This window comes from Caulobacter sp. 05L422 (assembly GCF_056397765.1).
Genome location: NZ_JBFTOB010000004.1, coordinates 177651 through 194829, shown reverse-complemented (window position 1 = coordinate 194829; position 17179 = coordinate 177651). Strand labels below are relative to the sequence as shown.

The following is a 17179-nucleotide window of genomic DNA, read 5'->3' as shown; positions in this document are numbered from 1 at the left end:
GCGAAGCCGTCAGGTGGGGGCAAGTGGGTGAGCCGCTGCCCTACTGCGCCGCGACGTACGCGTCGATCCCCGCCACCCGCTCCGCCTTCTCCGCCTCATCCAGGAACGATCCCGTGAAGCTGTTCTTGGCCAGCGTCACCAACTCGTCTCGGGTCAGGCCGACGGCCTCGGCGGTCTGCAGATAGTTCTCCAGCAGGTACCCGCCGAAATAGGCCGGGTCGTCGGAATTGACCGTGGCCTTCAGGCCAAGCTTCAGCATGCGCTTCAGCGGGTGCGCCTTCAGGTCGCTCACGCCGCACAGCTTCAGGTTCGACAGCGGGCAGACCGTCAGGGTCGTGCCGTCCTGCACCAAGCGGGCGGTCAGGCAGTCGTCTTCCAGCGCGCGGTTGCCGTGGTCGATGCGGTCGACGTCGAGGATGTCCACCGCCTCCCAGACATAGGCCGGCGGGCCTTCCTCGCCGGCGTGGGCCACGACCTTGAGGCCCAGGTCGCGGGCCGCCTGCATCACGCGGGCGAACTTGGCGGGCGGGTGGCCGACTTCCGAGGAGTCCAGGCCCACGCCGGCGATCTTGTCGAGATAGGGCTTGGCCTGCTCCAGGGTGGCGAAGGCGGCGGCCTCGTCCAGGTGGCGCAGGAAACAGAGGATCAGCTTAGAGCTGACGCCGAGCGTCCGCTCGGCTTCGTCCATGCCCGCCGTCAGCCCGTCGATCACCGTGCCGAACGCCACGCCGCGGTCGGTGTGGGTCTGGGGATCGAAGAAGATCTCGGCGTGGGTGCCGCCGTCGGCCTTCAGCCGACGGAAATAGGCCAGGGCCAGGTCCTTGAAGTCGGCCTCGGTGAGCAGCACGCCCGCGCCCTGGTAATAGATGTCCAGGAAGTCCTGCAGGTTGGAGAAGGCGTAGGCGGCGCGGATCTCGTCCACCGTCTTGAACGGCAGGACGACGCCGTTGCGCTCGGCCAGCTCGAACATCAGCTCGGGCTCGAGGCTGCCCTCGATGTGCATGTGCAGCTCGGCCTTGGGCAGGCCGCGGACGAAGGTTTCAAGGGCGAGATCAGTCATCCCAATGTCTTCGGACCGGCGGGGCGCGGGGTCAAGAGCGGGGAGGGCGCCTGAGCCTCTTCAGGCTGGACTGCCCGCGGTTTAGAAGGGCAGCGATGAGCGACGAAGATCCGCCCTCCATGCCCGTCCGTGTTGAGGACATGGGCCCCGACATCGGGTTCGCCCAGGCGCAGGCCTCGGCGCTGTACGGCCGCGACTACCGCAAGGCCCTGGCCAGCGACGACGGCTTCCAGCGGCTGGACGCGGTGGAGCGGCTGGCCCGCGCCCGCGCCGCGCTGTCGGCCCAGGAGGTGGCGGTGATGGACATGGCCGCCGGCCGGGGCCACGCCCTGGACGAGATCGTCCGCCTGACCGGCCGCGAGGCGGCCTTCGTCGAGGCCCTGTTCCTGGGCGCCTGCGCCAGACTGGCGGCCCACTACGAAGCCGTGGGAGAAGCCGACGACGAGGTCGGGCCGGGGCCGCTCAGGCTGCCCGGACCGTTCCTCTAGCCCCTACGACATCGGCGGCGGGGGCGGAGGCGGCTCGGGCAGGGGGGTGAATTCCTGGTCGTCCAGGTCGGGCAGCTTCATGCGCTGGGCCCGCCAGTCGGCCTTGGCCTGTTCGATCCGCTCCTTGGACGAGGAGACGAAGTTCCACTCTATGAAGCGCGGGCCCACCGGCTCGCCGCCCAGCAGCATGACGGTCGAGGGCTCCAGCGCCTCGAAGGTGATCGTCTCGCCCGGCTTGAACACCGCCATCTGGCCGGCGTGCAGCACCTGGCCGGCGGCCTCGACCTTGCCGACGGCCACATAGGCGGCGCGCTCGGGATACTCGGCCGGCAGCCCGGCCTTGGCCCCGGCGGCCATTTCCCAGTGCACATAGAACAGCGGCGAGAACACCGGCACCTTGGCCTCGACGCCGAACGCCTTGCCGGCCACCAGCGCCGCCTTCAGGCCGTTGGCCTCGTAGACCGGCATCTCGTCGCGCGAATGGTGCGAGAAGGCCGGGGCGATTTCTTCCTGGCCGTCGGGCAGGGCCACCCAGGCCTGGATGCCGTGCATGGCGCCGCCGTATTCGCGCAGGGTTTCGAAGCGTTCGGAATGGGTGATGCCGCTGCCGGCCGTCATCCAGTTGACCTCGCCCGGACGGATGATCAGGTCCGAGCCGATGCTGTCCTTGTGGGTGATCTCGCCCTCGAACAGATAGGTCAGGGTCGACAGGCCGATGTGCGGGTGCGGACGCACGTCGACATTGCGCGGGAAGCCGGGCTCGAACTCCACCGGACCCATGTGGTCGAAGAAGGTGAAGGGCCCCACCATCCGCCGGCTGTGGAACGGCAGCACCCGCCCTACCTCGAACCCGCCGAGGTCCTTGCGGCGCTGGTCGATGACGAGGTCGATCATGGGGAGCTCCAGAGGTTTCGCGGGCGGAGATTACGCGCTGGTCGCGGCGGGCGTCTTGTCGAAAAGCGTGCAAGCGGGTCGGCCCTTTTTCTCACACGCCTAGAGTGTCATTCTGCCGTAAGCAACTTAGCAGGGCGGTGATGGCCGGGCTGGCGAACATGCTGAGGCGGGCGGCGGGCGGCGGGCCTCCGCCGCTGACGACCGTGCGCTCGTGGATGGGCATCTTCAGCGCCGACGTCCAGGCCGCCAAGGTCGGCACGGTCGACGAGCTGGCGGCCCTGGTGCAGGCCGGCTGCTACGCCTGCGTCGGCGGCGCCCATTCCTACAACGGCGTGCAGATCGTCCGCGACGCCACCGCCGTAACCCTGAAGGAATCGGGCCTGAAGGGCATCGCCTACGACGCGGCCACGCACGAGGTCAGCGTCGAGCCCTCGGTCACGATCCTGGAGCTGAAGCTGTTCCTGCTCGATCGCGAGCGGCGGCTGATCAGCAGCGGCAACTTCATGGCCCAGACGGTGATCGGGGCGCTGTGCACCGGCACCCACGGCTATGGCCGCGAGGCGGTGATGGCCGAGGGCGTCACGGCGCTGGAGTTCCTGGACGGGCAGGGGCGGCGGGTGGCCCTGCGCAAGGGGCAGCGCGACTTCCGCTACGCGGCTCTGTCGTTCGGGACGATCGGGCCGATCGTTTCGCTGACCATGAAGACCGCGCCGATCGAGAGCTTCGAGGCCGACACCCTCATCTGCCGCCTGTCGCAAAAGTCGGGGCATGTGACCGACGAGCACGCGGCGATGTTCGCGGTGTTCCCCTATAGCGACCGGCACGATCCGACGATCGCCCTGCAGACCATCCGTCCCGCCCGGCCTGGACAGGCGCCCCACCGGATCGCCTCGCCGCTGTTCACCCTGCGCCGGGTGTCGGAGTTCATCATCAAGCGCTACTGGGTCTTCGACAAACTGTTCCCAGCCTTGCGCCGGCCGTTCCAGCGGCTGATCAGCCGCCTGGACGTGCACTATCACAGCCGGCTGATCACCGATCCGCGCGACCTGGACTATCTCTACGATCCCACGCCCGGCCTGGAGAGCAGCCGCCAGCCCAACGTGCTGAAGTCGCTGCTGTCGCCCACCCACACCGCCTACAACCTGGCCTTCTTCGTGCGCCTGGCCGACGCGCCCGAGGTGGTGCGGTTCGTGATGTTCCAGGCCGACCAGTTCCGGACGCTGGGCTTCTATCTGAAGAGCATGATCGGGGTGCGCGAGATCGCCACGAGCTCGGACCTGCCGTTCGCCGCCAACTTCAAGGGCCCGGTAGCGGCGATCGACCTGTTCGCTGACGTGCGCGACTACGCCTGGCTGGAGCGGATCCAGCGCGAGGTGTTCGCCTACTTTCCCGACGTGCGGCCCCATTGGGGCAAGAGCGCGATCGTCGACGAGTGGGCCGACACCCTGGGCTCCAACCACATCACCGCGCTGCGTCGGCTGCACGAGAAGCACTATCCCGGCGGAACCGGGCTGCGCACGACCAGCCGGGTGCGGCGGCTGCTGGGCCTGCCGGTCGTCCCGCCGGGGACGATCACGACAGCGAAGGCCTCGCCGCCCGTCAGCCCGTCGGCATCCCCGTGAACGTCCGCTGGCCCGGCGCGACCGGGTCCCAGGCGTGGCCGCGCGCGGTGAACAGCGTCATCGACGGCGCGTAGCGCTCCGGCGCATCGAGGCTGGCGGCGTGGACGGTGAACAGCTCGGGCATGGCGGGGAAGGCCAGATAGACCGGCGCCCCGCAGGTCGGGCAGAAGGCGTGCGACTTCACCGTGCCCAGGTCGCCGGTCACCTCCCAGCGCCGCGCCTCGCCCTGCAGCGTCACCGCCGCGTCCTTGAAGGTCAGGTACGAGCCGTGGCCCGTGCCGCTCAGCTGCTGGCAGTGGCGGCATTGGCAGTCGGCCATCACCAGCGGCTCGCCGACGATGGAATAGCGCACGGCGCCGCACGCGCAGCCGCCGGTGAACGGGTCGCTCATCGAAATCTCCTGATTTTGAAGGGAGGGCCCTAGTGCTGGGTCGGGTCCTGCTCGGCCGTGAAGGTCTCGAGCCGTTGCATGACGACCTTCCAGCCCTTGCCCATGTTGTCGAAAGCGCTTTCGTTGCGCGGCAGGACGAAGCCCGAATGGACCAGGCGCACGCGCGTGCCGGCCTCGCTGGCCGTGAGGGTCCAGGTGACCACCGTCTCCAGCCGCGAGCCGTAGCCGGTGTTGGCCTCGGCGCCGCCGGTCCAGGCGTAGGTGAAGCGCTCGTTCTCGCGCACTTCCAGCACCTGGCAGTGGATCACCCCGTCCCAGTCGCCGGCCGGCGTGGTCTGGAAGGTGAAGCGATGGCCCTCGACCGGTGCGAAGCCGGTCGGCGCCATCAGCCAGCGGGCCATCAGGGCGCCGTTGGTCAGGGCCTTCCACACCACCTGGGGCGCGTGCGGGAAGACCTCGTCGACGACGATCTCCTGGGTGTCGGGTTCGAGCGCGTGGGCCGGGCTGGTCATGGGTCGATCTCCTGGAGAAGCGTGCGCAGGTCGGCGAACCGCTCGCGCCAGAACACGCCGTAGTGGGACATCCAGTCGACCAGCGGCGTCAGGCCGTCGGGCTGGGCGCGGTAATAGACGTTGCGGCCTTCGGGGCGCTCGACCACCAGGCCGGCGATCTTCAGCGACTTCAGGTGCTGGGAGACCGCGCCCTGACTGACGCCGGCCCCGCGGGTCAGCTCGCCCACGCTGATTTCCTCGGAACGCACGATCCGCTCGTAGACGGCCCGCCGGGTGGGGTCGGCCAGGGCGCGCATGACGGCGTCTATGGCGGCGGCTTCGATCATGGCAGATCAATTAGCGATGGCTAATGCATTAGTCAATACTAATTGTTTGGCGCGTGAGACGCCAAACGCCGCGACCGGCCTTTGGGCTGATCGCGGCGCTGTAGGGAGGAGGCGGGCGCAGTTCTTAGAGGGAGGCGTCGGCTTCGTTCACCGCGAGAATCCGGGTGCAGGCCTCTTCAACGATCGGATAGGCCCAAGCTTGAGCCGCATCATGCTTGAGATCTTCCCTCTCGCGCACGTCCGGATGCCAGAATGCGCGCCGATCGCCGACTGGGATGGCGTCCGTCTCGCTGGCGACGGCGACGAACGCGAGCAGAGCTTCGCGCAATGCTTCGGGCTCGACGGCGGCGTCGTGGTGGCGGCATAGGGCTATCGCCGTCTCGAGCGGCGAGGTCTTTCCGTCCAAGAAGGCCTTTGCGCCTTGGCGGACTTCTTGAAGGGCCTTGCCGTCCAGCAGTTTAGCTCAAGGGGCTGACATACGGGCTGACCAGACCCAGCGGCACGGCCGTGGAGTTCTTGACGCCGCGGATGACGATCCGGCTCTCGATGTTGCTGACCAGGCCCAGCGACAGCAGCTTGTCGCGCAGGAACTCGTCGAAGGCGCGCATGTCGCGGGTGACGATGCGCAGCTCGTAGTCGGCGGCGCCGGTCACGGTGGCGCACTGTACGACCTCGGCCCACTTGCCCACGGCTTGCTCGAACACCTCGAGGTTTTCCTTGGTCGGCAGCGACAGCTTGGCGGTGCAATAGACCTCGAAGCCGAGGCCCAGTTTTTCGCGATCGAGGATGGTCACGCGGCGCTGGATGACGCCCGCGTCCTCCAGCCTTTTGATCCGGCGCCAGCACGGGCTGGACGACAGCCCGACTCGCTCCGCGATCTCCGCGACGGACAGTCCGGCGTCGTGTTGGATGAGATCCAGGATCTTGGCATCCACGGCGTCGAGTTGTTCGGACAAGATTTCCTCCCCCCAGAGGGTGATTGGCGCGTTGATCTTGCGCAAAGCGGCCTTGAGTCGGGCACACCTTGGGCAAACAATTTCCCCGTTTCTATAAGATATTGCTGAGCGGGCAGGAAGACCCGGGAGGAATTTTTTTGCTATGCGGCACTCGGAAGTCACGCTTGACGACAAATATCTGCTCGAAGATGGCCGCGCATTCATCACTGGCGTGCAGGCGCTGATCCGAGTCCTGCTCGATCGCAAGCGTCTCGACACCCGCGCCGGACTCAACACCGCCGGCTTCCTTTCCGGCTATCGCGGCTCGCCCCTAGGCGGGCTGGACCAGCAGGCCGCGCGGATGAGCAAGCTGCTCACCGCCCACGACGTGGTCTTCAAGGAAGGCCTGAACGAGGACCTGGCCGCCACGGCGGTCTGGGGCAGCCAGCAGGCCAACCTGTTCCCGGGCGCGACTCACGACGGCGTCTTCGGCATGTGGTACGGCAAGGCGCCCGGCGTCGACCGCACCGGCGACGTCTTCAAGCACGCCAATTTCGCCGGCAGCTTCCCGACCGGCGGCGTGCTGGCGGTGGCCGGCGACGACCACGCCTGCAAGAGCTCGACCCTGCCGTCGCAGTCGGAGTTCGCCTTCCAGGACTTCGAGATGCCGGTGCTGTCGCCGGCCGACGTCCAGGAAGTGCTCGACTACGGCCTGCTGGGCATTTCCATGTCGCGCTTCTCGGGCCTGTGGACCGGCATGATCGCCCTGGCCGACACCATGGACTCCGGCGTGACCATCGACGTCTCGCTGGACCGCCACAAGCTGGTGGTCCCCGAGTTCGCGGTGCCGCCGGGCGGCCTGGGCATCCGGCTGAAGGACCAGCCGATGGAGAAGGAGCGCCGGCTCCGCCTGCACAAGATCCCCGCCGCCCTGGCCTTCGCCCGGGCCAACGGCATCGACCGCGTGGTGCTGGGCGCCTCGCACGTCCGCGTCGGCAAGGCGCGCCTGGGCATCGTCTGCCAGGGCCAGGCCTACAAGGATGTGCTGGAAGCCTTCACCGCCATGGGCATGAGCCTGGAGGAGGCCGCCGACCTGGGCGTCTCGATCTACAAGGTCGGCATGCCCTGGCCGCTGGAGCCCCTGGGCATCCGCGCCTTCGCCGCCGGCCTCGAAACCCTGATGGTCATCGAGCACAAGCGCGGCCTGATCGAACCGCAGGCCCGGGCCGCCCTTTATGACCTGCCCGCGCATGCGAGGCCGCGCATCATCGGCAAGCTGGACGAACACGGCCATCCGCTGCTGTCGGAGCTGGGTTCGCTGTCGGTGGCCGAAATCGCCCTGGCCGTCTATGACCGCCTGCCGCAAGGCCCGCACATGGAGCGGGCCCAAGCCTATCTGAACCGCGTCTCGGCCGCCGGCGTCGCCGCCGTCAGCCTGGCCGCCGACCAGGCCCGCAAGCCGTTCTTCTGCTCGGGCTGCCCGCACAACATCTCGACCAAGCTGCCGGAAGGCTCGCGCGCCCTGGCCGGCATCGGCTGCCACTACATGGCCGGCTTCAACGACCCGATGACCGACCTCAACACCCACATGGGCGGCGAGGGGCTGACCTGGGTGGGCGCGGCGCCGTTCACCACCGAGAAGCACGTCTTCCAGAACCTGGGCGACGGCACCTACAACCACTCCGGCTCGCTGGCGATCCGGGCGGCGATCGCAGCCGGGGCCAACATCACCTACAAGCTGCTGTTCAACGACGCCGTCGCCATGACCGGCGGCCAGCGCGCCGAGAGCGGCTTCACCCCGGCCCAGATCACCCGCCAGCTGGCCAGCGAAGGCGTGGCCAAGACGGTGATCGTGGTCGACGAGCTGAAGCGCTACCAGGGCGTCACCGACCTGGCCCCCGGCGTCGAGGTCTTCCCGCGCTCGGAACTGATGACCGTGCAGAAGATGCTGCGCGACACGGCCGGCACCACGGTGCTGCTCTACGACCAGACCTGCGCCACCGAAAAGCGTCGCCGCCGCAAGCGCGGCACCATGGCCAAGGCCACCAAGCGCGTCTTCATCAACCCGCTGGTCTGCGAGGGCTGCGGCGACTGCTCGATCAAGTCCAACTGCGTGTCGGTCGAGCCGCTGAACACCGAGTTCGGCCGCAAGCGCAAGATCAACCAGTCGTCCTGTAACCAGGACTACAGCTGCGTCGACGGCTTCTGCCCGTCGTTCATCACTCTGGAAGGCGCGGAAGGCGCCAAGGCCAAGAAGGCCCCGGCCTTGACCGCCGACTCCACGCCCCTGCCGGTGTTCGGCGACTTCCACGGCGTGCGCCGGATCATCTTCACCGGCGTCGGCGGCACGGGCGTCACGACCGTGGCCTCGATCCTGGCCATGGCCGCCCACGTCGACGGCCGGGCCGGCAGCGTGGTCGACATGACCGGTCTGGCCCAGAAGGGCGGCTCGGTGTTCAGCCACGTCAAGATCGGCGAGACCGAGGAGACCGTGGTCGGCGGCCGCGTGCCCGCCGCCAGCGCCGACGTGCTGATCGCCTGCGACATGCTGGTGGCCGCTTCGCCGGAAGGCCTGTCGCTGTACGCCAAGGACCGCACCAGCGCCTTCGGCAACAGCGACTTCGCCCCGACGGCCGACTTCGTCACCAGCCGCGACGTGCGCTTCGACTCGAGCGCCATGGCCCGGCGGATCAAGGGCGCGACCAAGAGCTTCGACGCCTGCCCGGCCCAGCACCTGGCCGAGACCCACTTCGGCGACGCCATCTTCGCCAACATGATCATGGTGGGCTTCGCCTGGCAGCGCGGCGTTATCCCGCTGTCCAGCCGCGCGGTCTATCGGGCGATCAAGCTGAACGGCGTGGACTACGACGCCAACCTGGCCGCCTTCGAGCTGGGCCGCCGGGTGGCGCACGATCCGGCCTCGATGGGTCCCCGCGACGCCGACGTGCCGACGCCGGAGACGATGCCGCTGGACGACCTGATCGCCAAGCGCGCCGCCGACCTGACGGCCTATCAGAACGAGGCCTACGCCAAGCGCTACCTGGCCCGGATCGAGAAGGTCGCGGCGGCGGAGGCGGCCAACGGCGGAGGGGAAGCCCTGACCCGCGCGGCGGCCGTCAATCTCTACAAGCTGATGGCCTACAAGGACGAGTACGAGGTCGCCCGGCTCTATACCGATGGCCGTTTCGCGGCCGAGCTGGCCGGGACCTTCAAGGGCGGCAAGGCCAAGGTCTGGCTGGCCCCGCCGATCATCGGCGCCAAGAACAAGGACGGCACGCCGCGCAAGATGGCCTTCGGCGGCTGGATGCTCGACTACGCCTTCCCCGTGATGGCCAAGATGAAGGGCCTGCGCGGCGGTCCGCTGGACGTGTTCGGCAATACGGAAGAGCGCCGCATGGAGCGCGGCCTGATGGCCGACTACGAGACCACCCTGGACCGCCTGGCCGGCGGCCTGACCGCCGAGCGCCTGCCGCTGGCGGCCCGCATCGCGGCGATCCCGCAGGAAATCCGCGGCTACGGCCACGTCAAGGACGCCTCGGTGGTCAAGGCCAAGGCCCAGGCCGCGACCCTGTGGAGCCAGTGGGAGGGGTAGGGACGCTTACTTCTGCACCGTCCCATCCGCGCGGTCGGGCTTGATCCCCGTCGCGCGGATGTTGGTCACCGACTGCAGGATGCCGAACCAGAACGGTGAGCCCAGCGAGACCGCCAGGCCGGTGATGGCCAGGCCCAGCAGGGTCAGGAAGATCTTCACCGTCGCGCTCCAGGCGCTGCGATAGGGCGTCGCGCAGGTGGTGTGCGGCCGCTTGCTGGGGGGCAGGGACGACAGCGGCTCGTGGACCAGGGCGCAGAGCCCCTCCTGGCTCCAGCCGATCGGCAAGGGCAGGTCCTGGGCCAGGTCGGCGGCGTTCTGGTTGCCGTCGCAGGCGCATTCGGCCGTCGGGTCCGGGATCGCGGCGTCGTCTCCGGCCGACGCGGCCGGCGCGGGCGCGGTCAGCTGGGCCTGGGCGCCGCGCACGTCGTCGGCGCCCTTGGCCGTCACCGAGGCCTGGGCCACCAGGCCGGCGCGGGCCACCGGGTCGCGCCACAGGTTGTCGATCAGCTGCAGCGAATTGACGTTGAAGGCCACCGCCACCGCGAAGCCGGCCCAGAAGGTCAGCCGATGGATCCAGCGCTTGTAGGCCCCGCTGGTGCGGTCCATGGCCCCGTCGAACCAGGTCGCCACGTTCTGCTGGAACACCTCGACCTTGCCCTCGGCCTCGTCGACCATCGGCAGCAGGGCCTTTTTCAAGGCCTCGTTGTTCTCGATGCCGGAAATGGCCGTCTTCAGCTGGGTGAAGGTCAGGTGCGCGGTCTCCGAGGGCTTCAGCGTCTCGGTCAGGGCCACGGCGAAGGTCTTGCCGGGAATGTAGGACGGCGCGTTCTTCAGCAGCGCCCCGCGCTTGGTGCAGTGGTCCTCGGCCGTCTGGTGGGATTTCAGGGCGCTGATCAGGGGGTGGTTCCACACCGAGCACATCTCGGGCGACCACTCGCCGGTCTTCTTCTCCGAGCCGTCGCCGCCCAGCAGGCTCTGCACCCGCGACAGCAGGTACTCGCTGCGCTTGTTGAGGAAGCTGGAGACGTATTCGTTCAGAGCGGTGACGAACAGGCTGACCAGCAGATAGACGAAGATCAGTCCGACCGCGACGTCGAGCGCAGCGCCGAAGTTCATGATGCCCTTCCCTGGGACGCCGGCTTGATGAGCGGCGCGTCCTCAACCTTGTCGGGTAAGGTTTCACAGCTCTCGAAAAAGGGCAATGAAGGCCCGTGCCAAGCTGGCTTCGGCTGGGACCAGCGTCTGGCGCCTTCGTGGAGCCGTGCTAGGCTGACCGCATGAGTAAGCCGGTTCCGCCAAAGCCCGTTGTGGTGACCCTCAGGCCCGAGGACGCTTTCGATCTCGGAGAGCGCGTGGCGCGTGGCGAATTCTCGTCGCTGGACGAAGCGGTGGCCGCCGAACTGGCGGACCTCAACTATCGCCGCGCCGTCGAGATCATGGGCGGGCCCGAAAAGCTCGAGCGCATCCTCGACGAACTCGAGGCCGAAACGGTTGATCCCAAGGATCGCGTGGATGCCGACAGCGCCTTCGCCGAACTCCGCGCCGGTGTGAAGCAGCGCCTGGATGCGTCACGCGGGTGAAGCGGCGGCTGGTGATCTCCCAATGACCCAAGAGTTCGATTTCGACGCCGTCGTGGTGGGCGCCGGCGCCGTGGGCCTGGCCTGCGGCTACGCCCTGTCCCAGCGGGGCTTGATCGTCGCCGTGCTTGAAGGCGAGGGGCACATCGGCCAGGGCGTGTCGTCGCGCAATTCCGAGGTGATCCACGGCGGGCTCTACTATCCGACCGGCTCGCTGAAGGCGCGGTTCTGCGTCCAGGGTCGGCGGCTGCTCTACGCATTCCTCGACAAGCACCACGTCGACTACAAGAAGTGCGGCAAGCTGGTGGTGGCCACCAGCGAAAGCGAGATCCCGCAGCTGGAGGCGATCTTCCAGCAGGCCCTGGACAACGACGTCGAGGGCATGGAGCACCTGACCGGCGCCCAGGCCCGCGCGCTGGAGCCGGGGTTGAACGCCCACACGGCCCTGCTGTCGCCCGAGAGCGGCGTATTCGCCAGCCACGACTACATGCTGGCCCTGCAGGGCGAGATCGAGGCGGCCGGCGGGGCGGTGGTGGTCAACACTCCGTTCGAGGGCGCGACGCCCCTGGCCGGCGGCGGCTTCACCGTGCGGATCGGCGGGGCCGAGGCGGCCAGCCTGACCTGCCGCCTGCTGGTCACCGCGCCCGGGCTCTCGGCCCAGGCCGTGGCCGCGACCATCGAGGGCTTTCCCGCCGATCAGATTCCCGCGGCCCACTATGGCAAGGGCGTCTACTTCCGGCTGGCGGCCAAGGCGCCGTTCCAGCGGCTGATCTATCCGCCGCCGATCCATGGGGCCCTGGGCACCCACTATCGCAACGACCTGGGCGGCCAGGCGGTGTTCGGGCCCGACCTGGAATATGTCCCGGCCCCCGACTATTCGGTCGATCCCGCCAAGGCCGCCGCCTTCGCCGCCTATATCCGCAAGTTCTGGCCGGACGTGCCTGAGGACCTGCTGGTCCCCGACTACGCCGGGATACGGCCCAAGATCCACGGGCCGGACGAACCCCAGCCCGACTTCCAGCTGAGCGGCGTCGAGACCCACGGGCTGGAAGGCCTGATGGCGCTGTTCGGCATCGAGAGCCCGGGCCTGACCAGCTCGCTGGCGATCGGCGAAGAGGTCGCTTCGCGCCTGACGGCGTAAGGGCTTGCCACCAACTCCCTCTTCGCGCGTTGCAATCTTGGCTTTTCAGGAGTGCGCGATGCTGGACGATTTCATCGACAGGCTGATTTCTCGGTTGATGGCCGGGGCGGGGCTGATCATGGCCGCGGCGATCGCCGCCGTGGCCGGGGCAATGGCGGTGTTCGCGTTCCTGACCCAGTGGGTCGGCTCGGCCTGGGCCTACACGATCGTGGCGGTCACCGCGGCGGTGGTCGTCACCATCTGGGCGCTGCTGCACAAGAAGCATCTGGCCCGCACCCGCCAGCCGCCGCTGGACCAGCGGGTCCTGACCATGATGCAGGCCCACCCGACGGCGTCGTTCATGGCCGGCATGGCCGCCGCGACCCTGCTGAAGGGCAAGCCGTCCGTGGCCGCGAGCCTGTGGGAGGCGCGGAAGGGCAAGCCGAAGTAGGGGCGTGGCTCACCCACTTGCCCCCACCTGACCGCTTCGCGGTCTGTCCGCCCCCATAGGGGGCGGAGGAGACGCGCTTCGCTGCGGATCCTCTTCCCCCTTTGGGGGAAGACGGCCGAAGGCCCGTAGGGGGCAGGTGTTCGCCGCCTAGACCTTCGGAACGACCCGCAACACCCGCCCGTCATCCTCGTCCGTCACCAGGTAAAGCGCCCCGTCCGGACCGACCTTCACGTCGCGGATCCGGAAGTTCAGGTCCGACAACAGGCGCTCCTCGCCGACCACCTGCTTGTCCTTCAGCGTCAGCCGCACCAGGTAGCCCTTGAGCCCGCCGACGAACAGGCTGCCCTTCCAGGCGGGGAACAGCTCGGCGTTGTAGAACGCCAGGCCCGAGGGGGCGATCACCGGGTCCCAGTAATAGAGCGGCTGCTCCATGCCCTCGTGCTGGGTGATGCCGTCGCCGATCGGCTTGCCCGAATAGTCCTCGCCGTAGGTGATGGTCGGCCAGCCGTAGTCCTTGCCGGCCTTGGGGGTGTTGATCTCGTCGCCGCCCTTGGCGCCGTGTTCGACGGTCCACAGCTCGCCGGTCCAGGGATTGATCGTCGCGCCCTGCAGGTTGCGGTGGCCCTTGGACCAGATCTCCGGCTTGGCCTGCGGGTTGCCGACATAGGGATTGTCGGCCGGGATCGAGCCGTCGGGGCGGATGCGGATCACCTTGCCCAGGGCCGCGTCCAGCTTCTGGGCCTGCATCCGGCCGGGGAGGATCGAGCGCTCGCCGGTGGTGACGAACAGCGCCCCGTCGCGGGAGAAGGCCAGGCGACCGCCGAAGTGCAGGGGCGAGTCCATGGTCGGCAGCTGCCGCCAGATCACCTGGACGTTCTCCAGCTTCGGCGCGGCGCCGGTCACCAGCTTGGCGCGGGCCGCGGTCGTGCCGTTGCCGCCGTCTCGGGGCTCGGCATAGGTCCAGTAGATCAGGCCGTTCTTGGCGTAGTCGGGGTCCAGCGCCACGTCCAGCAGGCCGCCCTGGCCCTCGGCGAATACCGCCGGCAGGCCGGCGACGGCGGGCGACAGCTTGCCGTCGGTCCCCAGGATCCGCAGGCGGCCGGCCCGCTCGGTGACCAGCTTGGAGCCGTCGGGCAGGAAGGCCAGGCCCCAGGGGTGGTCCAGGCCGGTGGCCAGGGTCTCGACCTGATAAGCCACGCCCAGCTTCTCCTCCGGCGCGCGGGTCTGCTGCGGGAAGGCGGGCTTCTGGTCGGGAGCGTTGGGCGGACCGGTCTCGACCGGCGGATTGGGCGTGGCCTGCACGGTGTTGGCGGGCGCGCACGCCGACAGGACCAGCGCGGCGAGGGCGAGTTGGCGAAGACGCATGGGGAACTGTCCTGGCGAGGGGCGACGATTGGTCAGGTGACTACGTTGTCATCGCAACGCGCCGTTGTCATCCCAGGCTTGACCGAAACGGGAGCGTCGTTGACTTGCGGGGTCCCGCCGACGAAGGTCCGGCCTTGTTTTTCGGGAGCCCGCCTTGACCGCCATCCTGCACGCCATGTTGGGCAAGGGCCTGGGCGGCCTGGAGCAGGTGTTCCTCGACTACCAGCCGATCCTGGAAGCCTACGCCGCCGCGCATGGCGGCCAGGCGACGGGCGTGGCGCGGGCCGGCGGCAAGGTGGCGGCCCAGCAGAGCGGCCGCGTCCCGCCGCTGGCGACCATGCCGGCCTATACCGACTGGGACCCGGTCACGCTGGGCGCCGCCCGCAAGCTGGTCCGGGCGACCGCGCCCGACTTGATCCTCAGTCACGGCCAGAGGCCGGCGCGCCTTATGGCCAAGGTCGCGCCGCCCAAGGCCGTGCTGGCGATCTGCGTGCACAAGCCGGCCTTCGACGTCGAGACGTCCAGCCCCCGCTTTGGCCGCACCCACTATGTCTGCGTCGGCCGGCATCTGGCCGACCTGGCGCTGGAGCGCGGCGTGCCAGCGCAGCGCGTGCACTTCGTGCCCAACGCCGTGAAGCCCCCGACCGTCCTGGCTGAGCCGTTCAGTGATGCCGCTCGCCCGCCGCGCATCGTCGCCGCCGGCCGCCTGCACCCCAAGAAGGGCTTCGACGTGCTGATCGCCGCCCTGGCCCTGCTGCGCGACCAGGACCAGGCCTTCGACTGCGAGATCGCCGGCGAGGGCGACGAGCGCGCCAAGCTGGAAGGCCTGATCGCCCAGCACGGACTGCAGGATCGAGTGCGCCTGGTCGGCTGGCGGGACGCCTCGGCCTTCCTGGCGACCGGCGACGTCTTCGCCTTTCCTTCGTACCAGGAGGGCTTTCCGCTGGTGCTGCTGGAGGCCATGGCCGTCGGCCTGCCGGCGGTGTCGGCCGCGATTCCGGGGCCGGTGGAGATGATCGCGGACGACGCCGACGGCGTCCTGGTCCCGCCCGGCGACCCGGCCGCCCTGGCCCGGGCCCTGGCCGGCGTGATCGCGGCCCCTCGAAAGGCCCGCGCCCTGGGCGCGGCGGCCCGCGCCAAGGTCCTGGCCGACTATGGTCCGCAAAGCCTGCAGCGGCGTCTGGACGCGGTGCTAAATCTGATGCTCGGACGGGCTTGAAGCCGCCCCCGCTTTGCGCTTATAAGCCCGCCTCCGCTTCGTGCGGCTGGGTAGCTCAGATGGTTAGAGCGGTGGATTCATAACCCACAGGTCGGCGGTTCGATCCCGCCCCCAGCCACCACCTCAAACCCGCTCGCGGTTTGGCGGCTTCTACCAGATCAGCATCGTGCAGTCGGGGCAGGTTTCCGATCCGCGCTCCATCTCGCCTTTGCAGATCGGGCACGGCACGGCTTCGGCCGTGTCAGGATGGCGGTTGTCGCGCGCGGGCGACAGCAGCCGGGCGATCAGGCTACGGATCGACCCGGCCAATCCCGATATTTTGGACTGAACCGATGAAGCGGGGCTCGGCGGCTGGGCTCGTCGCTGATGCACAGCCGCATCAGAGGCCTCGCGCAGCGTCTCGTCGTGAGGATACACCCGCGCGGCCGAGCTGTTTGCTTCCAGCCCCGCGGAAACGACCGACCGATAGCCGGGCGCGCAGCGTCCAACGGATTCATGAGACCCCCCTCATTTTCCAGTCACACTGCGCGAACTTGACCATGGGCGCAACCTTCACGCTTGACGGCCGCGCCGTGCTCGCGCGAGTGGTGACCGGCTTAAATCTCAAGTTGAAGGGGCGTCGTCGACCGGAAGCACCGGTCTGAGCGCGGTCTCCCGTCGTTCGGGGAGCCACGCGCGCCGAAATTGTCGCTTGGCGCGGGACGCCGAGGACCGTGGCCCTGCCCAGGGCCGCGACGCGGTGCGCAATCCTCCGGCCAGGCCTTCGCCCAGGCTTCCGCCCGGGCGCACACCCCCTAGTAGTTCTTGAAGTAGCTGTCGTTATCCATGCGGTTGAAGCGCTTCATGCCCATGCCGGCCATCAGCGCATCGGTCATGTCGCTCATGCCGTCGAAGGTTTCGCACTGCACGAGCACGTCGTTGCGGGACACCAGGCCGCGCATGCCTTCGATCACGTTGAGTTCGTGACCTTCGACGTCGATCTTCATCGCCACGAAGCTGTCTGAGACGTCGGTGAACAGGTGGTCGAGGACCACCGAGCGCATGACGCAGCTGCTGTCGGCGGAGGTGGCTTCGCCCAGGATGCCGACGCCGGCCCGGTTGCCGCCCGGATGGTCCAGGCTGCGCAGCATCGACCAATCGGCGACGCGCCCGGAGACCACGGCGTTGTGGGCCTGAACGTCGTACGCGGCCTTGTTCAGGAACAGGTTCGCCTGAAGTTGAGCGTAGTTGTAGGGATCGCTTTCGAACGCGTGGATCTGCTTGAAACCGCCCGTCTTTGCGAACAGCAGGGCATACAGGCCCCAATAGGCGCCGACGTCGAGGAAGTACTTGGGACGGTCCTTGCCGTAGTCCTTAACCTGCTGGCGAAGCGCCTGGATGATGTCGTCTTCCCACCAACTGGCGTCGATCACCGAGTTGTCGACCATGGTGCCGTGTTCGAGCATCAGCACCAGCGGGGTGCCGCTCAGGATGCGATTGTAGATCGCGGCCGGGCGACGTCCCGCGAAGAGGTTTTCTTCGGAGGCCGCTTCAGCTCCGGAGGGCGGTCCGCCCTCGACTTGAGCTTCATCGTTGGCTTGCAAAACAGACTCGGTCACGGGAGAAGCCCCTTGGAGCGGATGGCGGA

At 68.5% G+C, this 17179-nt stretch carries 18 protein-coding genes and 1 tRNA gene; 8 read left to right on the top strand and 11 right to left on the bottom strand.

Annotation, left to right across the window (positions count from 1 at the left end; genetic code table 11):
- Positions 1-40: 40 nt before the first annotated feature.
- A complete protein-coding gene (locus tag AC1DMQ_RS06335) occupies positions 41-1060 on the bottom strand; it encodes an adenosine deaminase (RefSeq protein WP_477032698.1) in 1020 nt (339 codons plus the stop codon).
- Between the two features lie 119 nt (positions 1061-1179).
- Between AC1DMQ_RS06335 and AC1DMQ_RS06330 the strand changes: the two genes are divergently transcribed.
- Positions 1180-1548, top strand: a complete 369-nt coding sequence (locus tag AC1DMQ_RS06330) for a hypothetical protein (protein WP_477032697.1) — start codon at positions 1180-1182, stop codon at positions 1546-1548.
- A 3-nt stretch (positions 1549-1551) separates the two neighbouring features.
- Here AC1DMQ_RS06330 and AC1DMQ_RS06325 read toward each other — a convergent pair whose 3' ends face one another.
- Positions 1552-2442: a pirin family protein gene (locus AC1DMQ_RS06325; protein WP_477032696.1), complete on the bottom strand. Its 891-nt coding sequence runs from the start codon at positions 2440-2442 to the stop codon at positions 1552-1554.
- A gap of 140 nt (positions 2443-2582) precedes the next feature.
- Here AC1DMQ_RS06325 and AC1DMQ_RS06320 point away from each other — a divergent pair, with 140 nt between their 5' ends.
- Positions 2583-4064, top strand: a complete 1482-nt coding sequence (locus AC1DMQ_RS06320; RefSeq protein ID WP_477032695.1) for an FAD-binding protein — start codon at positions 2583-2585, stop codon at positions 4062-4064.
- On the opposite strand, the gene AC1DMQ_RS06315 is transcribed toward AC1DMQ_RS06320, so the two are convergent.
- The 5 genes from AC1DMQ_RS06315 to AC1DMQ_RS06295 form a co-directional block, all read right to left on the bottom strand.
- Positions 4042-4455, bottom strand: a complete 414-nt coding sequence (locus AC1DMQ_RS06315) for a GFA family protein (RefSeq protein ID WP_477032694.1) — start codon at positions 4453-4455, stop codon at positions 4042-4044. The genes AC1DMQ_RS06320 and AC1DMQ_RS06315 overlap by 23 nt on opposite strands.
- A gap of 29 nt (positions 4456-4484) precedes the next feature.
- Positions 4485-4967, bottom strand: a complete 483-nt coding sequence (locus tag AC1DMQ_RS06310; RefSeq protein ID WP_477032693.1) for an SRPBCC family protein — start codon at positions 4965-4967, stop codon at positions 4485-4487.
- Positions 4964-5293, bottom strand: coding sequence for an ArsR/SmtB family transcription factor (locus tag AC1DMQ_RS06305; RefSeq protein ID WP_477032692.1), 330 nt, complete (start codon positions 5291-5293; stop codon positions 4964-4966). Before AC1DMQ_RS06305 ends, AC1DMQ_RS06310 begins: the two co-directional genes overlap by 4 nt.
- Positions 5294-5417: 124 nt before the next feature.
- A complete protein-coding gene (locus AC1DMQ_RS06300) occupies positions 5418-5699 on the bottom strand; it encodes a hypothetical protein (RefSeq protein ID WP_477032691.1) in 282 nt (93 codons plus the stop codon).
- A 52-nt stretch (positions 5700-5751) separates the two neighbouring features.
- Complete coding sequence (locus tag AC1DMQ_RS06295; protein WP_029914476.1) at positions 5752-6249, bottom strand: Lrp/AsnC family transcriptional regulator; 498 nt, start codon at positions 6247-6249, stop codon at positions 5752-5754.
- 142 nt (positions 6250-6391) lie between these two features.
- Here AC1DMQ_RS06295 and AC1DMQ_RS06290 point away from each other — a divergent pair, with 142 nt between their 5' ends.
- Positions 6392-9820 (top strand): indolepyruvate ferredoxin oxidoreductase family protein, encoded by a 3429-nt coding sequence (locus tag AC1DMQ_RS06290; RefSeq protein WP_477032690.1) that lies wholly within the window; start codon positions 6392-6394, stop codon positions 9818-9820.
- Between the two features lie 6 nt (positions 9821-9826).
- Here AC1DMQ_RS06290 and AC1DMQ_RS06285 read toward each other — a convergent pair whose 3' ends face one another.
- Entirely contained in the window at positions 9827-10936 is a 1110-nt protein-coding gene (locus tag AC1DMQ_RS06285; protein WP_477032689.1) for a hypothetical protein, read from the bottom strand.
- A 161-nt stretch (positions 10937-11097) separates the two neighbouring features.
- Between AC1DMQ_RS06285 and AC1DMQ_RS06280 the strand changes: the two genes are divergently transcribed.
- Genes AC1DMQ_RS06280 through AC1DMQ_RS06270 form a run of 3 tightly spaced genes read left to right on the top strand, consistent with a single transcriptional unit; the run spans position 11098 to position 12968 of the window.
- Positions 11098-11400: a hypothetical protein gene (locus AC1DMQ_RS06280; protein ID WP_477032688.1), complete on the top strand. Its 303-nt coding sequence runs from the start codon at positions 11098-11100 to the stop codon at positions 11398-11400.
- A gap of 22 nt (positions 11401-11422) precedes the next feature.
- A complete protein-coding gene (locus tag AC1DMQ_RS06275; protein ID WP_477032687.1) occupies positions 11423-12538 on the top strand; it encodes an NAD(P)/FAD-dependent oxidoreductase in 1116 nt (371 codons plus the stop codon).
- Between the two features lie 58 nt (positions 12539-12596).
- The gene (locus AC1DMQ_RS06270) at positions 12597-12968 is read left to right on the top strand and encodes a hypothetical protein (RefSeq protein WP_477032686.1); all 372 of its coding nucleotides are present in this window, start codon (positions 12597-12599) and stop codon (positions 12966-12968) included.
- A gap of 147 nt (positions 12969-13115) precedes the next feature.
- On the opposite strand, the gene AC1DMQ_RS06265 is transcribed toward AC1DMQ_RS06270, so the two are convergent.
- Entirely contained in the window at positions 13116-14333 is a 1218-nt protein-coding gene (locus tag AC1DMQ_RS06265) for a PQQ-dependent sugar dehydrogenase (RefSeq protein ID WP_477032685.1), read from the bottom strand.
- Positions 14334-14487: 154 nt separating this feature from the next.
- On the opposite strand from AC1DMQ_RS06265, the gene AC1DMQ_RS06260 reads away from it, so the two are divergent.
- Both AC1DMQ_RS06260 and AC1DMQ_RS06255 read left to right on the top strand, forming a co-directional pair.
- Entirely contained in the window at positions 14488-15552 is a 1065-nt protein-coding gene (locus AC1DMQ_RS06260; protein WP_477032684.1) for a glycosyltransferase, read from the top strand.
- Between the two features lie 44 nt (positions 15553-15596).
- A tRNA-Met gene (locus tag AC1DMQ_RS06255) sits at positions 15597-15673 on the top strand.
- 29 nt (positions 15674-15702) lie between these two features.
- On the opposite strand, the gene AC1DMQ_RS06250 is transcribed toward AC1DMQ_RS06255, so the two are convergent.
- Positions 15703-15861, bottom strand: coding sequence for a hypothetical protein (locus AC1DMQ_RS06250; protein WP_477032683.1), 159 nt, complete (start codon positions 15859-15861; stop codon positions 15703-15705).
- A 485-nt stretch (positions 15862-16346) separates the two neighbouring features.
- On the bottom strand, positions 16347-17150 hold the full coding sequence (locus tag AC1DMQ_RS06245; RefSeq protein WP_477032682.1) for an FkbM family methyltransferase: 804 nt from the start codon (positions 17148-17150) through the stop codon (positions 16347-16349).
- Between the last annotated feature and the right edge of the window lie 29 nt (positions 17151-17179).

Excerpts from the sequence above, each read along its gene's own strand:
- AC1DMQ_RS06335 (WP_477032698.1), bottom strand. The coding sequence starts at position 1,060 with ATGACTGATCTCGCCCTTGAAACCTTCGTCCGCGGCCTGCCCAAGGCC.
- AC1DMQ_RS06330 (WP_477032697.1), top strand. The coding sequence starts at position 1,180 with ATGCCCGTCCGTGTTGAGGACATGGGCCCCGACATCGGGTTCGCCCAG.
- AC1DMQ_RS06325 (WP_477032696.1), bottom strand. The coding sequence starts at position 2,442 with ATGATCGACCTCGTCATCGACCAGCGCCGCAAGGACCTCGGCGGGTTC.
- AC1DMQ_RS06320 (WP_477032695.1), top strand. The coding sequence starts at position 2,583 with ATGGCCGGGCTGGCGAACATGCTGAGGCGGGCGGCGGGCGGCGGGCCT.
- AC1DMQ_RS06315 (WP_477032694.1), bottom strand. The coding sequence starts at position 4,455 with ATGAGCGACCCGTTCACCGGCGGCTGCGCGTGCGGCGCCGTGCGCTAT.
- AC1DMQ_RS06310 (WP_477032693.1), bottom strand. The coding sequence starts at position 4,967 with ATGACCAGCCCGGCCCACGCGCTCGAACCCGACACCCAGGAGATCGTC.
- AC1DMQ_RS06305 (WP_477032692.1), bottom strand. The coding sequence starts at position 5,293 with ATGATCGAAGCCGCCGCCATAGACGCCGTCATGCGCGCCCTGGCCGAC.
- AC1DMQ_RS06290 (WP_477032690.1), top strand. The coding sequence starts at position 6,392 with ATGCGGCACTCGGAAGTCACGCTTGACGACAAATATCTGCTCGAAGAT.
- AC1DMQ_RS06285 (WP_477032689.1), bottom strand. The coding sequence starts at position 10,936 with ATGAACTTCGGCGCTGCGCTCGACGTCGCGGTCGGACTGATCTTCGTC.
- AC1DMQ_RS06280 (WP_477032688.1), top strand. The coding sequence starts at position 11,098 with ATGAGTAAGCCGGTTCCGCCAAAGCCCGTTGTGGTGACCCTCAGGCCC.
- AC1DMQ_RS06275 (WP_477032687.1), top strand. The coding sequence starts at position 11,423 with ATGACCCAAGAGTTCGATTTCGACGCCGTCGTGGTGGGCGCCGGCGCC.
- AC1DMQ_RS06270 (WP_477032686.1), top strand. The coding sequence starts at position 12,597 with ATGCTGGACGATTTCATCGACAGGCTGATTTCTCGGTTGATGGCCGGG.
- AC1DMQ_RS06265 (WP_477032685.1), bottom strand. The coding sequence starts at position 14,333 with ATGCGTCTTCGCCAACTCGCCCTCGCCGCGCTGGTCCTGTCGGCGTGC.